The organism is Pseudomonas sp. H3_A02, from assembly GCF_054671965.1.
In genome coordinates this window covers 87,972-106,694 of record NZ_CP162807.1, presented here as the reverse complement: position 1 = coordinate 106,694, position 18,723 = coordinate 87,972, and the positions used below count along the sequence as shown (strand labels likewise).

Here is an 18,723-nt window from a genome sequence, read left to right as displayed (position 1 = left end):
AATTTCAGGACGACACACTATGAAAATAACAAAGAATCTGTTGCAGGTCGGTGTTCTGGGGCTATCCCTGCTGGCTGCCAGCGTCATGGCGGCAGTGCCTGCTGCCGAGGCCGACAAACTGGGCAAGAGCCTGACGCCGATGGGCGCCGAGATGGCCGGCAATGCCGACGGCTCGATCTCGGCCTGGAAACCCATGGCCAAGAACGCCGGTGCCGTGGACAGCAAGGGCTTCCTTGCCGATCCATTCCCGACGGAAAAACCGCTGTTCACCATCACTGCGCAGAATGTCGAGCAGTACAAGGCCAAGCTCGCCCCGGGCCAGTACGCGATGTTCAAGCGCTACCCGGAAACCTTCAAGATGCCGGTCTACCCGACCCATCGCGGCGCCACCGTGCCGGACGAGGTGTTCGCCTCCATCAAGAAAAACGCGGTCAACACCAAGCTGGTCTCCGGTGGCAACGGCCTGGAGAACTTCGAGACGGCCGTGCCGTTCCCGATTCCCCAGAGCGGCGTGGAAGTCATCTGGAACCACATCACCCGCTATCGCGGCGGCAGCGTGACGCGCCTGGTCACCCAGGCCACCCCGCAGCCCAACGGTTCGTACAGTCTGGTGTACTTCCGCGACCAATTCGTGTTCCGCGACAAGATGAAGGATTTCGATCCGGCCAACCCTGGCAACATCCTGTTCTACTTCAAGCAACAAGTGACCGCGCCAGCGCGCCTGGCCGGTGGCGTGCTGCTGGTGCACGAGACCCTCGACCAAGTGAAGGAACCGCGCTCGGCGTGGGTCTACAACGCGGGTCAGCGCCGCGTGCGCCGTGCCCCGCAAGTGTCCTATGACGGCCCGGGTACGGCGGCCGACGGCCTGCGTACCTCCGACAACCTGGACATGTACAACGGCGCACCGGACCGCTACGACTGGAAACTGGAAGGCAAGCAAGAGATGTACATCGCTGCCAACAGCTACAGGATCGATTCGCCGCAACTCAAGTACGCCGACATCATCAAGGCCGGCCACATCAACCAGGACCTGACCCGTTATGAGCTGCGTCGTGTCTGGCACGTGACCGCGACCCTGAAGGAAGGTCAGCGCCACATCTACGCCAAGCGTGACTTCTTCATCGATGAAGACACCTGGCAAGCTGCGGTGATCGACCACTACGACGGTCGTGGCCAACTGTGGCGCGTGGCCGAGGCCCATGCCGAGAACTACTACGACAAGCAAGTGCCGTGGTACGCCCTGGAAACCCTCTACGACCTGCAGTCCGGCCGCTACCTGGCACTGGGCATGAAGAACGAAGAGAAATCGGCCTATGACTTCGGCTTCACCGCCACCACCGCCGATTTCACCCCGAACGCACTGCGTCAGGACGGCATCCGCTAAACCGCTCCACCCGAGGCCGCATCCTCGAAACAACGCCCCGACTGGTTCGGGGCGTTTTTTTTTGCTCGATCAGTCAACACAAACCCTGTGGCGAGGGAGCTTGCTCCCGCTTGAGTGCGAAGCGCTCATCGCTTTTTGGGGCGGCTTCGCCACCCAGCGGGAGCAAGCTCCCTCGCCACAAGAGCGGTTTTTTCCAGGTCGGCGTGTAGTCTTTTTGTAGCCATTTGTAGCACTCCCTTCAATACCTCCTCGTTTACCGCTAGTCTGCGGACATCTGCAATGCCGCCACCCGCATTCCTACAAGAGCCGGCCATGACTGATTTGTCTTCACTTCCGGATTCTGCCCGCGCAGCCATCGCGGTACAGGACGGGCGTTTCTACCGCCCGCCCTTGCCCGATGGCCATGTCGCGCGGCCGCGGTTGTGCGAGCGGTTGGGCGCAGGGCTCGGGGGCAGGTTGCTGCTGGTCAGTGCACCGGCGGGGTTTGGTAAAAGCTCCCTGGCGGTGGAGTTCTGCCAGAGCCTGCCGGCCCATTGGCAAAGCCTCTGGTTGGGGCTCAGTGCCCGAGACAACGACCCTGGGCGTTTCCTGGAACGCCTGCTCGAAGGGCTCCAGGCGTTTTTCCCGCAACTGGGCGGCCGGGCACTGGGGCTGCTGAAAATGCGCCAGCGCCATCAACCCTTTGCCTTCGAAGAATGGCTCGATGGCCTGCTGGACGAGCTGTCCACGCACTTATCGGCGCGCGAGCCCTTGCTGCTGGTCCTCGACGATTACCATTTGGCCCAAAGCCCGGTGCTGGATCGCTGCCTGCAGTTTTTTCTCAATCACCTGCCCGACGGTTTGCTGGTGCTCGTCACCAGCCGCCAGCGCCCGGACTGGCATCTGGCACGCCTGCGCCTGTCACGGCAATTGCTCGAACTCAACGAGCAAGACCTGCGCTTGACCCACGAAGAAGCCTTGACCCTGCTCCAGCACCACAGCAGCTCGTTGCGCGGTGAGGCACTGGAGAATCTCATCCAGCGCAGTGAAGGCTGGGTGGCCGGGCTGCGCTTCTGGTTGCTGGCCGCGTCCGAAGCCGGCACCGAAGGCCTGCTGCCCCAGGCCCTGCACGGCGGGGAAGGGCTGATCCGCGATTACCTGCTCGAAGAAGTCATCGATTGCCTGCCCGCCGAGGTGCAGGCGTTCCTCTACGACACCGCTCCTCAGGAACGCTTTTGCAGCGCGCTGTGCGATGCCGTGCGCGAAGCCCATGACAGTGCGCAGATCCTGCGTTACCTGGCGGCTCACCAGGTATTCCTGGTGCCGCTAGACGAGCATGGCCATTGGTACCGTTATCACCACTTGTTTTCCGACCTGCTGCGCAGTCGCCCCAGCGCCCCGGCCATGGTCCCAGCCGCGACCCTGCACCTGCGGGCCTGTCGCTGGTTCAATGCCCAGGGCCTGATCGACGAAGCCGTGGAGCAGGCGCTACGGGCCGGGCACTTGGACGTGGCGGCGAACCTGGTGCAGAACCTTTCGGAGGAGCAGTTGCTGGCCGAGCAGAACGTCGGCATGTTGCTGCGCTGGAAGATGGACCTGCCCGACAGCCTGCTCATCAGCACGCCGAGGTTGATCGTGCTCTACAGCTGGGCGCTGGGGCTGGCCTGCCAGTTGGACGCTGCTGAAGAGCTTGCCGCGCACTTGAGTCGTTTCCTGCCGGCCCCCTCGGCCACTGCGCAAAAATCCATGCTCGCCCAATGGCTGGCCCTGAGCGGCATTGTCGCCCGTGGCCGTGGGGACCGGGAAGCCACCGTGCGTTATTGCAGCGAAGCCCTGGAAAGCCTGCCGCAAAAACGCTACGGCCAGCGGCTGATGTGCCTGTCCACATTGTCGAACCTGGCGATTGCTGACGGCGACCTGTGGCGCGCCCGGAACCTGAACCGCGAATCCCTGGAACTGGCGCAGCGGGTCGGCAACCCACTGTTCGAGGCCCTGGCCCATTACGATCGTGCCCGGGTCTTGCAGGCGCGGGGGGAGATCCTGCGGGCGTTGGACGAAGTACACCAGGGCCTGCAACGTTTGCACAAGCTACCGCCCCAACGGCTGTATGCGGTGCGGGCACGGTTGATCATGTACGAGGGTTTCCTGCTGACCTTGCGCATGCAACCCCAGGTCGGCCTGGCGCGGTTGCAGGCGGGCCTCACCGAAGCCCGAGCCTGCCGCGATATCAGCGTGCTGATCGGTCATTGCGTGATCGCCCGTATCGAAGGCTATAGCGGCGAGTTCGCCCGGGCCTTTGCCGAACTGGCTGAAGCCGAGCGCCTGATGCACATTTGGGACGTTCCGCCGATCTATTACCTGGCGATGATTACCCTGGTCAAATGCGAACTCTGGCTGGCTCAGGGCCGCACCGATCTGGCCGAAGCCTGGTTGGCGCGCTTGGGCCAGACCTACACGGGCGAACGGGCCGCCGCGCCACCGGAATTCCACCCGCAACTGCCGCTGCATGTCGAACTGCAGCAGGCGGTGCTGGAATCCATTCGGGGTCAACCGATGCTTGCAGAGGGGCGGCTCAATGCCTTGCTTGAGCATGGGCAGCAAACCGGTCGGCAGATGCTCAGCGTGATGGCGCTCAACCAGAAGGTCGCCTTGCTGCTGAGCCTCGGCCGCGAACCCGAAGCACGCCGCACCCTGGCCCAGGCTTTCGAAGCCGCCAGCGGCGGGGTGTTGCAGCCCTTCGAGTGGTTGTTCGGCAAGCACCGTGATTGGTTGCGCGAGCAACTGCTGCACGCGCCGCCCAGTACCTTGCGCGACCACTTGCTCGAACGCCTGCCCTCGACGGTGGCTCAGCCTACCGACCCGGCGGCGCCTGTCGAAACCCTCAGCAGTCGCGAACGGGCGGTATTGCAGTTGATTGCCCAAGGCTGCTCGAACCAGGAAATCAGCGAGCAATTGTTCATCTCGCTACACACCGTCAAGACCCACGCCAGTCACATCAACAGCAAACTCGGCGTCGAGCGCCGCACCCAGGCGGTGGCGCGGGCGAAGGCGTTGGGGTTGTTGGGCTGAGCGGGGTTTATTTGTGTCGAAGAGCTTTTGTGGCGAGGGGATTTATCCCCGCTGGGGGCGAAGCCCCCTCCTCGGTGTATCAGGCATAAATCATGTCCGAAGCAATCGAGGGCTGCTTCGCAGCCCAGCGGGGATAAATCCCCTCGCCACAAAAAACAGTCAGTGCCAGTGAAGGAATGTTTGATGTTGCCCCTCTACAAAACCATCCCATCCCCCGTCGGCCAACTGATCCTCGTCGCCCGGGAGACAAGACTGGCGGCCATCCTGTGGGAAAACGAGCGGCTCAATCGGGTGCGTCTGGGGCCTTTGGAGGAAGACACCCAGCATCCAGTCCTCAAGGAAACCGAACGTCAGTTGCTGGAATACTTCGCCGGTCAGCGCCGTCGTTTCGAATTGGAGCTGGACTTTGCCGGCACTGATTTCCAGGTCCGAGTCTGGCACGCCTTGTTGACCATCCCCTTTGGAGAAACCCGCAGCTACCGCGACATCGCCCTCCAGATCGGCCAACCGACGGCGGTCCGGGCGGTCGGCGCCGCCAATGGTCGCAACCCCATCTCGATCATCGCCCCGTGCCACCGCGTCATCGGCAGCTCCGGCAGCCTTACCGGCTTCGCTGGCGGCCTGGCGGCCAAACAATTTCTGCTCAGCCTCGAAGGCCAGCAGAGCCTGCAATTGGCGTTCTGACTGCCACTTTCCTTGTGGGAGTGGATGCAAATTTATAGTCACCCTAAAACAACTGTGGGAGCGAGCTTGCTCGCGATAGCGGATAGTCAGCTTGCGAATGTGTTGGCTGTGCCTCCGTCATCGCGAACAAGCTCGCTCCCACATTGATCGCAGATCACAGGTTTCAGGGGGATGGAGGTTTGGGAGCCCGCATGCGTGTCGGTGGCTGGCCGTTGGCGTTGTGCTGGTAGATCTGCGTGGGCTGGCCCTGTTCATTGAAGAACACCTGACCAATGCCGGCGCTGTTCCACAACCGTTCGCCCGCTTCGGCGTGTTCCGGGGTGTGGGGGACGATGCGCATGCTGCGGCGCTTGGTGAACCAGTTCAGGGGCGAGCGCGGCGAGTAGAGCCAGCGGTTCAGGCGGTCGAACCATTCCAGCAACACCGGCGGGAATTCATTCTTGATGCCGCTGCTGGTGATCTGCCAGATGCGCGGGCCGCCCTTGCGGTGTGGGATCAGCACCTCGTAGACGAAGGAATAATGCACGTCCCCTGACAGCACCACGTAATTACCCGGTGTGCGCGAGTGTCGGAAAATGTTCAGGATCACCTGGGCCGCGCCGCGATGGGCCATCCAGTTTTCCGCGTCCACCAGCAACGGATAACCGCACCAACTGAACACCCGCTGCACGGTCTCGATCAGCTTCACCCCGAAGATCGGCGCCGGTGAGACGATGATGGCCGAGGGGTGATCCAGCAACTCCTGCTGCAACTCGCTCAGGGCTTCCCAATCCAGCAGGCCGGAAGGCTGCTTGAGGTTGTTCTCGCTGCGCCAGCGGCGGGTCCGGGTGTCGAGCACCACCAGGGCTGGGGTGCTTGGCAGCACGTAATGCCAGTGCTGGAAAGCCAGCAAGGAGTCGATCAGTGTGTCCTGTGGCTCGCTGTCGAGGTAACGGTCCCGGGCTGTGTCGCTCAAGGCCAAGGTTTGCGGGAGTACGTCAACAAAGGCATCCGGGTTGTTGCCCCAGCCCTGGCAGAGCATGTAGGCGATCAAGGCATTGCCGATGATGCGTTTGGAGAACGGATGGCCGTAGGCCGTTTCCTCCCACTGCGCGGACAGATTCCAGTCATCGGTAATGTCATGGTCGTCGAAAATCATCAGGCACGACAAGTGCGCAAACACCCGTGCCACGCCGCCCAGTCCGGTCTTGAACGCATCGATGCGTTGCTGTTCCAGGTCGTAGCGCTGGCGCCGTTCGACGGTCAGCTCTGGCGGCTGCACCGCGATCAGTGTCCAGGGTACCGGCGACCACACCAGCAGGTACATCGCCATGACCTCGGCGAAGGTCACCAAGTGATTGTCGGCGCTACTGCTGGTGAAGATCGGCTTGCGCGCCCCGCCGAAAAAGCGTTCGCGCAGGGTTTCGTTGCTCTCCAGTGCCGGTAGCAAATCGGCGCGATGGTAATAACTGGCCGGGTGTTGGTAGAGCTTGGCGCTGTCTTCCACCACGGCGCCGTCCAGGCATTCCTCGAACAGCCCCAGGCGTTCGATCAGCCCGTGAATCGCCCGCAGCATGGGCCCTGCGACGTCGTCGGCATAGACCTGGTCGCCACTCATCATCAACAGTGCCGGGCGTTGCGCGGGGGCTTGCGCCAGCAGTCGGTCGACACAGAGCAGGCCGTCGTTGGCCGGGTAGTGGGGTTTTCGGCAAGAACCGTGGACCAATTGCTCGATGCGCGAGTGCAACATGAAGTTCGGGCACTGGGCGCCGTCATACAACAGGTGCGGCGCCCACTCGGCGATGGGCGCGTCGTCCACCAGCAGGTCGTAGTCAATCGCTACGTCCTGGGGCAGGGGCGCGTCGAGCGTCACATCGATCAAGTGCACAAACGCCCGCTGCCCCACCGGCACCACGGTGCAACGCGATGCATCGAGTTCCAGGTCGCCGACACCGTCAATGCGCAGCGTCAATGCCAACGCTCGCGTGCCCACCAGCCACATCACCAGGCGCGCAGGCTCCAGCCGCCGTAACAGCGGGCCGACCAGGACGGGGGGCAGGGTAGAGGTGAGGTCTGGGGTGGACGACAGCATTCGCGAGAAAAGCTCTGTTCAGGGAGAGGCGGGGATCATAGCGCAATGTGCCGGGTTGCTGGGGATGGGGAGGCATTGTGGTAACCCTGCTTTTGTGGCGAGGGGATTTATCCCCGCTGGGGTGCGAAGCGCCCCTAAAACCTGACACAGCGGTGTGCCTGGTTAATTGTTCGGGGCTGCTGCGCAGCCCAGCGGGGATAAATCCCCTCGCCACAAGGGGAAGTACTTGGCCATCTGATACCTATGCAAGTCACTGCATCATTGAGCGACGTTGGACGCCTGCGCCGCCTTGATCAAATCCGCCCCGATGTCCTTTTCGAACTTGGCCCACACCGGCTTCATCTTGTCACGCCAGGCGCTGCGTTCTTGCGGCGTGAGGGCAATGATCTCGGTGGTCTTGGCATCCAGCACATGCTGCTTGTCCTGCTGGTTGAATCGCTCCGCTTCCTGGTTGGCATGGGCGGTGGATTCGACCACGATCTTGTCCAGCTCGCTGCGGATGTCCGGCGGCAGGCCGTTCCAGAAGTCCGACGTGGTGATCAACATGTAGTCGAGTATGCCGTGGTTGGACTCGGTGACGTATTTCTGCACCTCATTGAGCTTCTGGTTGTAGAAATTCGAATAGGTGTTTTCCGTGCCGTGGACCAAGCCGGTGCGCAGGCCCTGGTACACCACCGAGAAAATCATCGGTTTGGCTTTGGCGTCCACTGCCTTGAACTGTTCCTCCAGCACCGTAGAAGTCTGGATCCGGAACGTCAGGCCACGGGCATCCTCAGGGGTGCGCAATGGCCTGTTGGCCGACAACTGCTTCATGCCGTTGTGCCAATAGGCCAGGCCCGTGACGTTCTTGCTTTCCATGGACCTGAGCAGCTTCTGGCCCTCGGGGCTCTGCTGGAAACGGTCCACGGCGGCGATGTCGTCGAATAGAAACGGTAGGTCGAACAACTGCACGGTCTTGGTGTACTGGTCGAACTTGGCCAGCGACCGGGCAATGATCTGCACCTCTCCCAGGAGCAAGGCTTCCATCTCCTTGTCATCGCCGTACAGCGTGGAGTTGGGGTACACCTCGACCTTCACTTTGCCCGGTAGCCGCTCCTCCGTGAGCTTCTTGAACATCAACGCGCCCTGGCCCTTGGGCGTTTGTTCGCCTACCACATGGGAGAATTTGATGACGATCGGCTCAGCCGCAATGGCCGTGCCCCACGCCCCGAAAGCCAGGGTGCAGGCGAGCGCTTTCCATACAGGTTTTAGCATTGCAAGGCGTCCCTTTCAGTGTCCGAAGGCACAGGGCCGACAGGTCGGCCCCATACCTCTGTAAGCGGGCAAGTTGTCCTGCGCCCGCCACGGTGTGTGTTTACCGGGTTTAACTCATCCCCAACCAGTTAGGCAGCGCCAGCGAGATCCATGGCACGTAGGTAATCAGCACCAGGAACGCCAACAGGATCATCAACCACGGCATCGCCGCACGAATCGTGGCGGGCAGGGACATGCCGGTCACCGCCGAGGTGACGAACAGGTTCAGCCCTACCGGTGGCGTGATCAGGCCAATCTCCAGGTTGACCACCATGATGATGCCCAAGTGAATTGGGTCGATGCCCAGCTTCATGGCGATGGGGAACAGGATCGGCGCCAGGATCAGGATGATCGCCGAAGGCTCCATGAACGCGCCGGCAATCAGCAGCACGATGTTCACCACCAGCAGGAAGGTCACCGGCGTCAATCCGGCATCGATCACCCAGGCGGTGATTTGCTGCGGCAGTTGTTCGGTGGTCAGCACATGGGCGAAGAGCATGGCGTTGGCGATGATGAACATCAGCATGATGCTCAGCTTGGCCGACTCCAGCAGCACCTTGGGCGTCTCGCGGAACGTAAGGTCCTTGTAGACGAACAAGGCAATGAACGCCGAATACACCGCCGCTACCGCCGCCGCTTCAGTGGGCGTGAACATCCCGGAATAAATCCCGCCGAGGATGATGAACATCAGCAACAGGCCCCAGATCGCCTGGCGTGCCGTGCTCAACCATTCCCGCAGCGTCGCCCGCGGCATTGCCGGCAGGTTTTTCTTCACGGCGACGATGTAGATCGCCACCATCAGGAAGAACCCCAACAGCAAGCCGGGAATCACACCGGCCATGAACAATTTGCCCACCGAGGTTTCGGTCGCCGCGGCATACACCACCATCACGATCGAGGGCGGAATCAGGATGCCCAGGGTCCCGGCGTTGCAGACGATGCCGGCGCCAAACGCCTGTGGATAACCCGAACGCACCATCCCGGCAATGGCAATGGAGCCGACCGCCGCCACTGTCGCGGGACTTGAACCCGACAACGCCGCAAACAGCATGCAGGCCAGCACCGCCGCAATTGCCAGGCCGCCACGGATATGGCCGACGCAGGCGTTGGCAAAATCGATCAACCGTCGCGCCACGCCGCCCGTGGTCATGAACGCACCGGCCAGCAGGAAGAACGGAATCGCCAGCAGCGTGTAATGCTCGGACGTTTCGAACAGCTTGATCGCCAGGGACCGAACCGAGTCGGGACTGAAGAAAATGATGGTCAACGATCCAGCCAGCCCCAACGAAATGGCGATGGGCACGCCGATGAACATCAGCACGAACAGTGCAATGAACAGGAAGGCAATGGTCATGGCTTGTCTTCCTCGTGTTCGGTCAATTTGATGGCTTCGGCCGCTTCATCGGCCAGGCCCAGGCCGGTCTGGCGATTCATCAGGATGCGCACGAGAATTTCCGCGAAACGAATGAACACCAGAGCGAACCCCACCGGCACGATCAGCCCGATATGCCATTGCATGATGCCGAAATGGCCAAGGTCCTCGGCGCCGATCTCGGCAACCATCAAGGTGTTGATCCATTCGAAACTCGCCACCGCCAGCAGCCCGGCGTAGGCGAGGCAGCACAGGCAGGCGATGACACCGATCAAGCGCTGCACCGGTTTGCTCGCCAGCTTCACCAGCGCATCGACGCCGATGTGCCCGGCCGTGCGCACGCCGTACGACAGGCCAAAGAAAATCAGCCAGCCAAACAGCGCCTTGGTCAGCGAACTACTCCAGGTCATTGCCTGGGCCATGCCCATGATGTTGTCGCCGATGGCGAACATCGGCTCGCTGGCGGCGGGCCAATGGTCGCCGAGGCTGTAGAAAACCGCATAGAGGTTATTGAGTACCACGTAGACGAACGTGACGAGCGTCATGGCGGCCAGAAGAAAGGCAATGAAACCTTCCTCGAAGTGTTCCCAGATGCGCCGGAGGGCGTTCATGGATGACATCTCCTGTGGGGGACGACAGGCCGATGCCGCCAGGGTGACGGCATCGGCCAACCAATCACTGGGCTTTGTTGGAGGCTTCGGCGGCTTTGATCAGGTCCGCGCCGATATCACCTTCGAACTTCTTCCACACCGGTTTCATCTTGTCGCGCCATTCGCCGCGTTCTTCTGGCGTCAGGGTGATGATCTCGGTGGTCTTGGCCTCGAGGATGCGTTGTTTGTCGTGCTCGTTCAGCTGCGCTGCCTCTTTGTTCACATGGGCCGTGACTTCCACCAGGATCTTGTCCAGTTCCGTGCGGATGTCCGGCGGCAGGCCGTTCCAGAACTTGGTGTTAGTGATCAGCATGTAGTCGAGCAAACCGTGGTTGGACTCGGTGATGTACTTTTGCACTTCATGCATTTTCTGGCTGTAGATGTTCGAGTACGGGTTTTCCGCACCGTTGACCACGCCGGTCTGCAAACCTTGGTACACCTCGGCGAAACTCATCTTGCGCGGGTTGGCGTTCACCGCCTTGAATTGTTCTTCCAGCACTGCAGAAGCCTGCACCCGGAACTTCAGGCCCCGGGCATCCTTGGGTTCACGCAACGGCTTGTTTGCCGACAACTGCTTCATACCATTGTGCCAATAGGCCAGGCCGGTAATGTTCTTGCTTTCCATGGACTTGAGCAGTTTCTGGCCTTCAGGGCTCAACTGGAAGCGATCCACAGCGGAAATGTCATCGAACAGAAACGGCAAGTCGAACAGCTGCACCGTCTTGGTGTACTGCTCGAACTTGGCCAGCGATGGCGCAATCATCTGCACGTCGCCCAATAGCAAGGCTTCCATCTCCTTACCGTCGCCGAACAAAGAAGAGTTGGGGTAGACCTCGACCTTCACTTTGCCTGGCAGCCGTTCTTCCACCAACTTCTTGAACAGCAGTGCGCCTTGGCCTTTGGGTGTTTGTTCGGCGACCACATGGGAGAACTTGATGACCACCGGATCTGCCGCCATGGCCGTGCTCATCGCACTAAGGGCCAATGTGCAAGCGAGCGCTTTCCAGATAGGTTTGAACATTAGGGGCTTTCCTCTTGTTTTTAGTATTTTCGTGCGGGCTCATTCAACATACAGCGCACGGCGGAACAATGATGAGTCTAGGCAGAAAAACAACTTGTCGGGGACGGTTAACGGGAAAAACCGTCATTCGGCTGTACCTCTCGACAGGTTGCGCTAGAGCCTTCCTTGCGTCGGGCTGAAACATCACAAACGGCTCATTTTTTAATGCTTTCAGTCAGCAACCGTGCCTGGGGCAGGAAACCATAAAGGAGCGGTGATGGCTACTGGCTTTCAATCTCGCGCCAGTGCTCGGTGAATCCATGGGGCGTGGCTGTGGATTGTGCTTTCACCACCGACCCCTGTGGGAGCGAGCTTGCTCGCGATGACGGCGGCCCAGCCAACATCACCGTCTCAGACAGGCCGCCTTCGCGAGCAAGCTCGCTCCCACAATTGCCCATCTCCTGGTCCGCGTCATCAGCCTTCAGGGCACTACCTCGTCTGCGGCAAGTGGTACCACCTCATGTTGCGTGGTATGACGACTTCTTAAAATTCCGCTCGCTGAAATACTCGCATCTCCGCAAAAGGTCTCCTGTATGTGTAGGTTTTATTGCGTTATGGGGTTGACAGTCCGCCAGTAACGTCAGAATAATCCATCACGTTGTATGACGACATACAAATAAACAATAACAACATTGGTGTTCCTCCCCTATGAGAATCACAGGCGTTCACGTCGAAGTTTTTTCCACTCCTTCGCGCCGTGCCCAGGACAGCGCCGGCCATGCCCATCCAGGCGATGAGGTCATGATCAAGATGGCTTTGCTGCGAATCGGTTGCGACGATGGCTCCGAGGGTTATGCCTTTGGTCCGCCTGAGTTGATTCGTCCGCACATCATTGAATCCTTCGTACGCAAAGTGCTGATCGGTCGCGATCCGATGGACCGCGAAAGCATCTGGCAAAACCTGGCGCACTGGCAGCGCGGCAGTGCCGGGCAGTTCACCGACCGGGCGCTGGCGCTGGTGGAACAAGCGTTGTGGGATCTGGCCGGGCGCACGCTCAAGTTGCCGGTGCATAAACTGATTGGTGGTTATCGCGACAAGGTCCCGGCGTACGGCTCGACGATGTGCGGCGACGATTTACCGGGTGGGTTGTCGACGCCGGATGAGTACGGTCAATTTGCCGAAAAGCTGGTGCAGCGCGGCTACAAGGCCATCAAGTTGCACACTTGGATGCCGCCGATTTCCTTCGCGCCGAATCCACAAATGGACATCCAGGCCTGCGCCGCCGTGCGTGAGGCGGTGGGGCCGGACATCGCGCTGATGCTCGACGGTTATCACTGGTACAGCCGCATGGACGCGCTGACCATTGGCAAGGCGCTGCAAAAGCTGAATTTCGCCTGGTTCGAAGAGCCGATGATGGAAGACTCGGCGGAGTCTTATGCCTGGCTGGCCGCCAACCTAGACATCCCGGTGCTGGGCCCGGAGAGCATCGCTGGCAAGTTCCACAGTCGCGCCAGCTGGGTCACGCAGAAGTCTTGTGACATCCTGCGCGCCGGCGTGGCCGGGGTCGGGGGGATCGGGCCGTGCCTGAAGGTGGCGCACCTGGCGGAGTCGTTCGGCATGGATTGTGAAGTCCACGGCAATGGCGCGGCGAACCTGGCGGTGGTCGGGGCCATCAGCAATTGCCGTTGGTACGAGCGCGGCCTGCTGCACCCGTTCCTTGACTATGAAGAAATCCCGGCGCACCTCAACAGCATCGTCGACCCCATGGACGCCGACGGTTTTGTGCACCTGTCCGACCGGCCGGGCTTGGGCGAGGACATCAACTTCGCGTATATCGAGGCCAACACCTTGTCCCGACATTGAGCCTGTTCCACGCCTGGGGCCGATGACTGCCCGGGCGACAAGTCTTTATAAATATAAGAAAGGACTGAACCATGAATCTCTGGCCCAAGCGCCTGACCAGGCTGCTGTGTGTCACCGTGGCCCTGTGCGCAGTGCAGGTGCCCGTCAGCCTGGCCCAAGGCGAAACGCCCCCCGACCAATTGGTGGTGGGCATGAGCATGATCAATCTGCTGTCCCTGGACCCTGCCGCGGCGACGGGTCTGGAGGTTGCCGAAGTCAATGCCAATGTCTATGACATGCTCCTGGAGCAGGACGCGGCGCAGCCGGACACGCTGATTCCGGCCCTGGCGAAAACCTGGGACGTCAGCCCCGACCGCATGCGCCTGACCTTCCAATTGCGTGACGACGTACGTTTTCACTCCGGTGCGCCACTCACCGCCCAAGACGTCGCCTGGTCGTTGCAGCGCGTGGTCACCCTCAACCGCGCCCTGGCTTCCACTTGGAAAGCCTACGGTTTCACCGCCGACAACGTGGTCAAACTGATGCGCGCCGAAGGGCCGCACACTTTTGTCATGGAATTGCCACGGGTCACTGACCCGATGCTGGTGCTCAACACCCTGGCGACTTCACCCAGCGCCTTCATCATCGATCGCAGCGTCGCCTTGCAGCATCAGGTCGGCGACGATCAGGGCGCGGCGTGGCTGGCGACGCACACGGCTGGGTCCGGCGCGTTCAAGCTCGACATCTGGCGCGCCAACGATGTGATCCTGATGAGTCGCAATGACGACTATTGGCGCGGCGCGGCGAAGTTGCGCCGGGTGATCATGCGCAACATGACCGAGTCCCAGGCCCTGCGCCTGATGGTCGAGCGCGGCGACCTGGACGTTGCCCGCGGCATGGCCGCAACTGACATCCAGGCGTTGGGGAAGGTCGATGAAGTGCGCATCCAGAGCATCGCCCGCGGCACGCTGTACTACGTGGCGATGAGCATGCAGCAACCGTTGTTCCAGGACATCCGCGTGCGCCAGGCCATCCGCCTGCTGATCGACTACCAAGGCATCAATGACGTGGTCATGCCGCACTACGGCGTGATCAATCAGCGGCCGTTGCAACTGGGGTTGCCAGCGCGCCTGGACGATCCGGGCTATCGCCTGGACGTGGCCGAGGCCAAGCGTCTGTTGGCTGCGGCCGGACATGCCGAAGGCTTCAAGGTGACCATTCGTTCGCTGACCGATCCACCGTTCATCAACATCGCCACCAGCCTGCAAGCGACGCTGGCCCAGGCGGGGATCCAGGCGACGATCATCACCGGCACCGGCAACCAGATCTATGGCGCGATGCGCGACCGCCAGTTCGACATCCTCGTCGGTCGTGGCGGCGGCGGGGCGGAGCGTCATCCGCATTCGAGTCTGCGGGCCCTGGTGTACAACCCGGACAACCGCACCGAAGCCAAGCTGAGCAATTTCCAGGGCTGGCGCACCTCGTTCTTCAACCCGCAGCTCAACCAGTTGATCGAGCAAGCCGAGCGTGAGCGGGACCCCGAGCGCCAGCGCGAAATCTACGCCCAGATCCAGACCCTCTACGACCAACAGGTCGGGGCGATCATGCCGGTCTCACAGATGGTGGACGAAGTGGTGATCCATGCGGATGTGCGCAACTACATCGGCCACACCGCCGCCACCACGCGTCTTCGCGACGTCTACAAGCAGCGCTGAAATCGACGGCCACAGGGCCAAGGCAGGAATGAACATGTCGACTGCATCCTTTTCAATCTGGACCACCCGGGCCGCTGCGGCGACCCGGCGCAGCGGCTCGGTGGCGGTGACGCTGCTGGGGTTGTTGCTGCTGACTTTCTTTATTGGGCGGGTGATGCCCCTGGATCCGGTGCTGGCCATCGTCGGCCCGGACGCCGATGCCTCGGCCTACGCCCAGGTGTACAAAGAGCTGGGCCTGGACAAGCCGTTGTGGACCCAATTCGCGATCTACCTTGGCGATCTGCTGCACGGTGACTTCGGCATGGCCTTGCTGACCGGTAACCCGGTCATCACCGACATCGCCCGGGTCTTCCCGGCCACCTTGGAACTGGCCACCCTGGCCATTCTGTTCGGCGTATTGGCGGGCTTGCCGCTGGGGGTCTACGCGGCAACGCATCAGGGCCGTGCCGGTGATCATGTCGCACGACTGATCACGCTGTTCGGTTACTCCACGCCGATTTTCTGGATCGGCATGATGGCCTTCCTGGTGTTCTACGCCTGGCTGGGCTGGGCCGGCGGCGTCGGGCGCATCGGCCTGGCCTATGACGGGTTGATCCCGAAACACACCGGACTGCTGTTGATCGACACCGCCTGGTCTGGCGAGTGGGAGGCCTTTCGCAGCGCACTGCGGCACATCCTGTTGCCGGCGGTGATCCTCAGCTTCAACTCGGTCGCCTACATCAGCCGCATGACCCGCAGCTTCATGCTCGAACAACTGTCCCAGGAGTACATCATCACCGCCCGGGTCAAGGGTTTGTCCCAGCGTCGCATCGTCTGGGGTCATGCCTTCGGCAACATCCGCGTGCAGCTGTTGACCATCGTCGCGCTGGCCTACGGCGGCCTGTTGGAAGGCGCGGTGCTGATCGAAACCGTGTTCGCCTGGCCGGGCTTCGGTCAGTACCTGACCAGCAGTCTGTTGCTCGGCGACATGAACGCGGTGATGGCCTGCGTGCTGCTGATCGGCCTCATCTTCGTGACGCTGAACCTGATCAGCGATGCGCTGTACAAGATCTTCGACCCGAGGACTCGCTAATGAACCTGCCCCTTGCTTCCAGCGCCCCTGGCAACGCCGCGTTGCCGGCTTCCAGTACGGCGGCGATGGTCGCCAGCACCTTGCGCCTGTTGCGTTTTTTGCTGCGCAACCCTATGACCTTCGCCGGCCTGATCGTCGTCGCGACCCTGATGCTGGTCGCCGTCTTCGCGCCCTGGATCGCCGGCCACGATCCGCTGTTGCAGAACCTCGCCGGCGCGTTGCAGGCACCCAGCAGTGCGCACTGGTTCGGCACTGACGAGTACGGTCGCGATGTGTTCGCGCGGCTGGTGTATGGCTCGCGCATCACCCTGTACATCGTCTTGCTGGTGACGGTGATCGTCGGCCCCATCGGCCTGTTGGTCGGCACGGTGTCCGGTTACTTCGGCGGCTGGGTCGACAGCCTGTTCATGCGCATCACCGACATCTTCATTTCGTTCCCCAGCCTGGTCCTGGCACTGGCCTTCATCGCCGCCCTCGGCCCGGGACTGGAGCATGCAGTGATCGCCATCGCCCTCACGGCCTGGCCGCCGATTGCCCGGCTTGCCCGCGCCGAAACACTGCCGCTGCGCAACGCTGATTTCGTCGTTGCGGTGCAGCTTCAGGGCGCGTCGAGCACCCGGATCATCCTGCGCCACATCATCCCCATGTGCCTGTCGTCGGTGATCATCCGCCTGACCATGAACATGGCGAGCATCATCCTCACCGCCGCCGCCCTAGGCTTTCTCGGCCTCGGCGCCCAGGCACCGTTGCCGGAGTGGGGCGCGATGATCTCCACCGGGCGACGTTACATGCTCGAAAGCTGGTGGCTGGTGGCGGCGCCCGGTGCGGCGATCATGCTGGTCAGCCTGGCCTTCAACCTGTTGGGCGACGGTTTGCGTGACGTCCTCGACCCCCGCAGCCAATCCTGAGGAACAGGCCATGACTGAGATAAAACTTGCGGTACAGGATTTGTGCGTGGAATTTCGCAACGCCGGCAAAACCTCCCAGGCGGTGCGTGATGTGTCGTTCACGTTGGGGCGGGAAAAACTCGCCATTGTCGGTGAGTCCGGCTCGGGCAAATCCACCGTTGGCCGCAGCCTTTTGCGTCTGCATCCGCCGACGGCGCGGGTCACCGCCAAGACCTTGCGCTTCGCCGATATCGACCTGTTGGCCGCCAGCGAAAAGCAGATCCAGGCGATTCGCGGTGCGCGCATGTCGATGATCATGCAAGACCCCAAGTACTCGTTGAATCCGGTGGTGCGGGTCGGCGAGCAAATCGCCGAGGCCTACCTGGCCCATCACAAGGTGCCCCATCGCGAAGCCCGCGAACGGGCCCTGGACATGCTCGCCAAGGTGCACATTCGCGATCCTCGGCGGGTCTATGACTTGTACCCCCACGAGGTCTCGGGCGGCATGGGCCAGCGGATCATGATCGCCATGATGGTGATCACCGATCCCCAGGTGATCATCGCCGACGAACCCACTTCGGCGCTAGACGTGTCGGTGCGCCGGCAGGTGCTCAATGTGCTGGAAGAGTTGGTCAGCGAGCGGGACCTGGGGCTGATTTTCATCAGTCACGACCTGAACCTGGTGCGGCATTTCTGTGATCGCGTGCTGGTGATGTATGCCGGGCGCGTGGTCGAGTCGATTGTTGCCGCCGATCTAGACCGCGCCACCCACCCCTATACCCAAGGCCTGTTGGCCGCATTGCCGAGCTTGGATCATCGACGCACCACCTTGCCGGTGCTGCAGCGTGACCCACAGTGGTTGAATGCTTGAGGAGCCTGTCATGAGCATGATTGAAATCGCCGGCCTGAACCTCAGTTTCGGCACCGGCGCGGCACTTAATGCGGTATTGCACGACGTCGATTTGCGCGTTGCCGAAGGCGAGGCATTCGGCCTGGTGGGGGAGTCCGGTTCGGGCAAGACCACCGTGCTGCGCTGCCTGGCCGGGCAATACCAGCATTGGAGTGGACAACTGCGGGTCGCCGGCCAGGCCGTGACGCGAAACCTGCCGTTGAACCACTACCGCACCGTGCAGATGGTGTTCCAGGACCCGTATGCCTCGTTGCATCCGCGCTACACCATTGATGCCGCGTTGCAGGAGCCGCTGCGCATCCATGGCATCGATGGGCGCGCACAGAAGGTCAGCGAGATCCTGCGCAAGGTCGGCTTGAACGACAGCTTTCGCTTCCGTTATCCGCACCAGTTGTCCGGTGGCCAGCGCCAACGCGTGGCGATTGCCCGCGCGCTGATCCTGCGTCCCCGGGTGTTGTTGCTGGACGAGCCGACCTCGGCGCTGGATGTCTCGGTGCAGGCGGAAATCCTCAACCTGCTGGCCGACTTGCGCCGCCAGGAAGGGTTGACCTACCTGATGGTCACTCACGACCTGGCGGTGGTGGCGCATCTGTGTGATCGGCTGGCGGTGATGCAGCAGGGCAGGGTGGTGGAGACGCTCGACAGCCATCTCTTGGCAAATGATGGCGCGAGCCATGCGTACACCCGTTTGCTGGTGCAAGCCAGTCGGGACATACAGCGAATACCTATCGCTGTTTGAGGTAACTGATTCGTTGCACGTGTTTTAACCCGCAGAAGACGTTGAACCGCAGGTTT

The 18,723-nt window shown here is 61.6% G+C and carries 14 protein-coding genes; 9 read left to right on the top strand and 5 right to left on the bottom strand.

The genetic code is table 11. The features are described from left to right. The first annotated feature begins 19 nt into the window (after positions 1-19). The 3 genes from AB4N80_RS00480 to AB4N80_RS00470 all read left to right on the top strand — a co-directional run bounded on the left by AB4N80_RS00480 (position 20) and on the right by AB4N80_RS00470 (position 5,116). A complete protein-coding gene (locus AB4N80_RS00480) occupies positions 20-1,384 on the top strand; it encodes a DUF1329 domain-containing protein (RefSeq protein WP_122568858.1) in 1,365 nt (454 codons plus the stop codon). A 312-nt stretch (positions 1,385-1,696) separates the two neighbouring features. After that, entirely contained in the window at positions 1,697-4,432 is a 2,736-nt protein-coding gene (locus AB4N80_RS00475; RefSeq protein WP_460080203.1) for a LuxR C-terminal-related transcriptional regulator, read from the top strand. Positions 4,433-4,615: 183 nt separating this feature from the next. Beyond that, positions 4,616-5,116, top strand: coding sequence for a methylated-DNA--[protein]-cysteine S-methyltransferase (locus tag AB4N80_RS00470; RefSeq protein ID WP_122568856.1), 501 nt, complete (start codon positions 4,616-4,618; stop codon positions 5,114-5,116). Positions 5,117-5,279: 163 nt separating this feature from the next. On the opposite strand, the gene AB4N80_RS00465 is transcribed toward AB4N80_RS00470, so the two are convergent. The 5 genes from AB4N80_RS00465 to dctP all read right to left on the bottom strand — a co-directional run bounded on the left by AB4N80_RS00465 (position 5,280) and on the right by dctP (position 11,523). Next, entirely contained in the window at positions 5,280-7,187 is a 1,908-nt protein-coding gene (locus tag AB4N80_RS00465; RefSeq protein ID WP_122568855.1) for an alkaline phosphatase D family protein, read from the bottom strand. Positions 7,188-7,445: 258 nt separating this feature from the next. Beyond that, positions 7,446-8,441, bottom strand: a complete 996-nt coding sequence (locus tag AB4N80_RS00460; RefSeq protein ID WP_305469771.1) for a TRAP transporter substrate-binding protein — start codon at positions 8,439-8,441, stop codon at positions 7,446-7,448. A 109-nt stretch (positions 8,442-8,550) separates the two neighbouring features. Beyond that, entirely contained in the window at positions 8,551-9,834 is a 1,284-nt protein-coding gene (dctM, locus tag AB4N80_RS00455) for a C4-dicarboxylate TRAP transporter large permease protein DctM (protein ID WP_122568853.1), read from the bottom strand. Continuing rightward, a complete protein-coding gene (locus AB4N80_RS00450; protein WP_122568852.1) occupies positions 9,831-10,463 on the bottom strand; it encodes a TRAP transporter small permease in 633 nt (210 codons plus the stop codon). Before AB4N80_RS00450 ends, dctM begins: the two co-directional genes overlap by 4 nt. Before the next feature lie 64 nt (positions 10,464-10,527). Beyond that, positions 10,528-11,523 (bottom strand): C4-dicarboxylate TRAP substrate-binding protein DctP, encoded by a 996-nt coding sequence (gene dctP, locus AB4N80_RS00445; RefSeq protein ID WP_122568851.1) that lies wholly within the window; start codon positions 11,521-11,523, stop codon positions 10,528-10,530. A gap of 687 nt (positions 11,524-12,210) precedes the next feature. Between dctP and AB4N80_RS00440 the strand changes: the two genes are divergently transcribed. The 6 genes from AB4N80_RS00440 (at position 12,211) to AB4N80_RS00415 (ending at position 18,667) form a co-directional block, all read left to right on the top strand. Further along, positions 12,211-13,365 (top strand): mandelate racemase family protein, encoded by a 1,155-nt coding sequence (locus AB4N80_RS00440; protein ID WP_460080196.1) that lies wholly within the window; start codon positions 12,211-12,213, stop codon positions 13,363-13,365. Between the two features lie 71 nt (positions 13,366-13,436). Beyond that, the gene (locus tag AB4N80_RS00435; protein ID WP_122568849.1) at positions 13,437-15,059 is read left to right on the top strand and encodes an ABC transporter substrate-binding protein; all 1,623 of its coding nucleotides are present in this window, start codon (positions 13,437-13,439) and stop codon (positions 15,057-15,059) included. A gap of 34 nt (positions 15,060-15,093) precedes the next feature. Beyond that, entirely contained in the window at positions 15,094-16,131 is a 1,038-nt protein-coding gene (locus AB4N80_RS00430) for an ABC transporter permease (protein ID WP_122568848.1), read from the top strand. Further along, entirely contained in the window at positions 16,131-17,039 is a 909-nt protein-coding gene (locus AB4N80_RS00425) for an ABC transporter permease (RefSeq protein ID WP_122568847.1), read from the top strand. The genes AB4N80_RS00430 and AB4N80_RS00425 overlap by 1 nt, the downstream gene beginning before the upstream one ends. 10 nt (positions 17,040-17,049) lie before the next feature. Continuing rightward, complete coding sequence (locus tag AB4N80_RS00420; RefSeq protein WP_305469779.1) at positions 17,050-17,889, top strand: ABC transporter ATP-binding protein; 840 nt, start codon at positions 17,050-17,052, stop codon at positions 17,887-17,889. Between the two features lie 10 nt (positions 17,890-17,899). Further along, a complete protein-coding gene (locus AB4N80_RS00415; protein WP_122568845.1) occupies positions 17,900-18,667 on the top strand; it encodes an ABC transporter ATP-binding protein in 768 nt (255 codons plus the stop codon). Positions 18,668-18,723 lie beyond the last annotated feature (56 nt).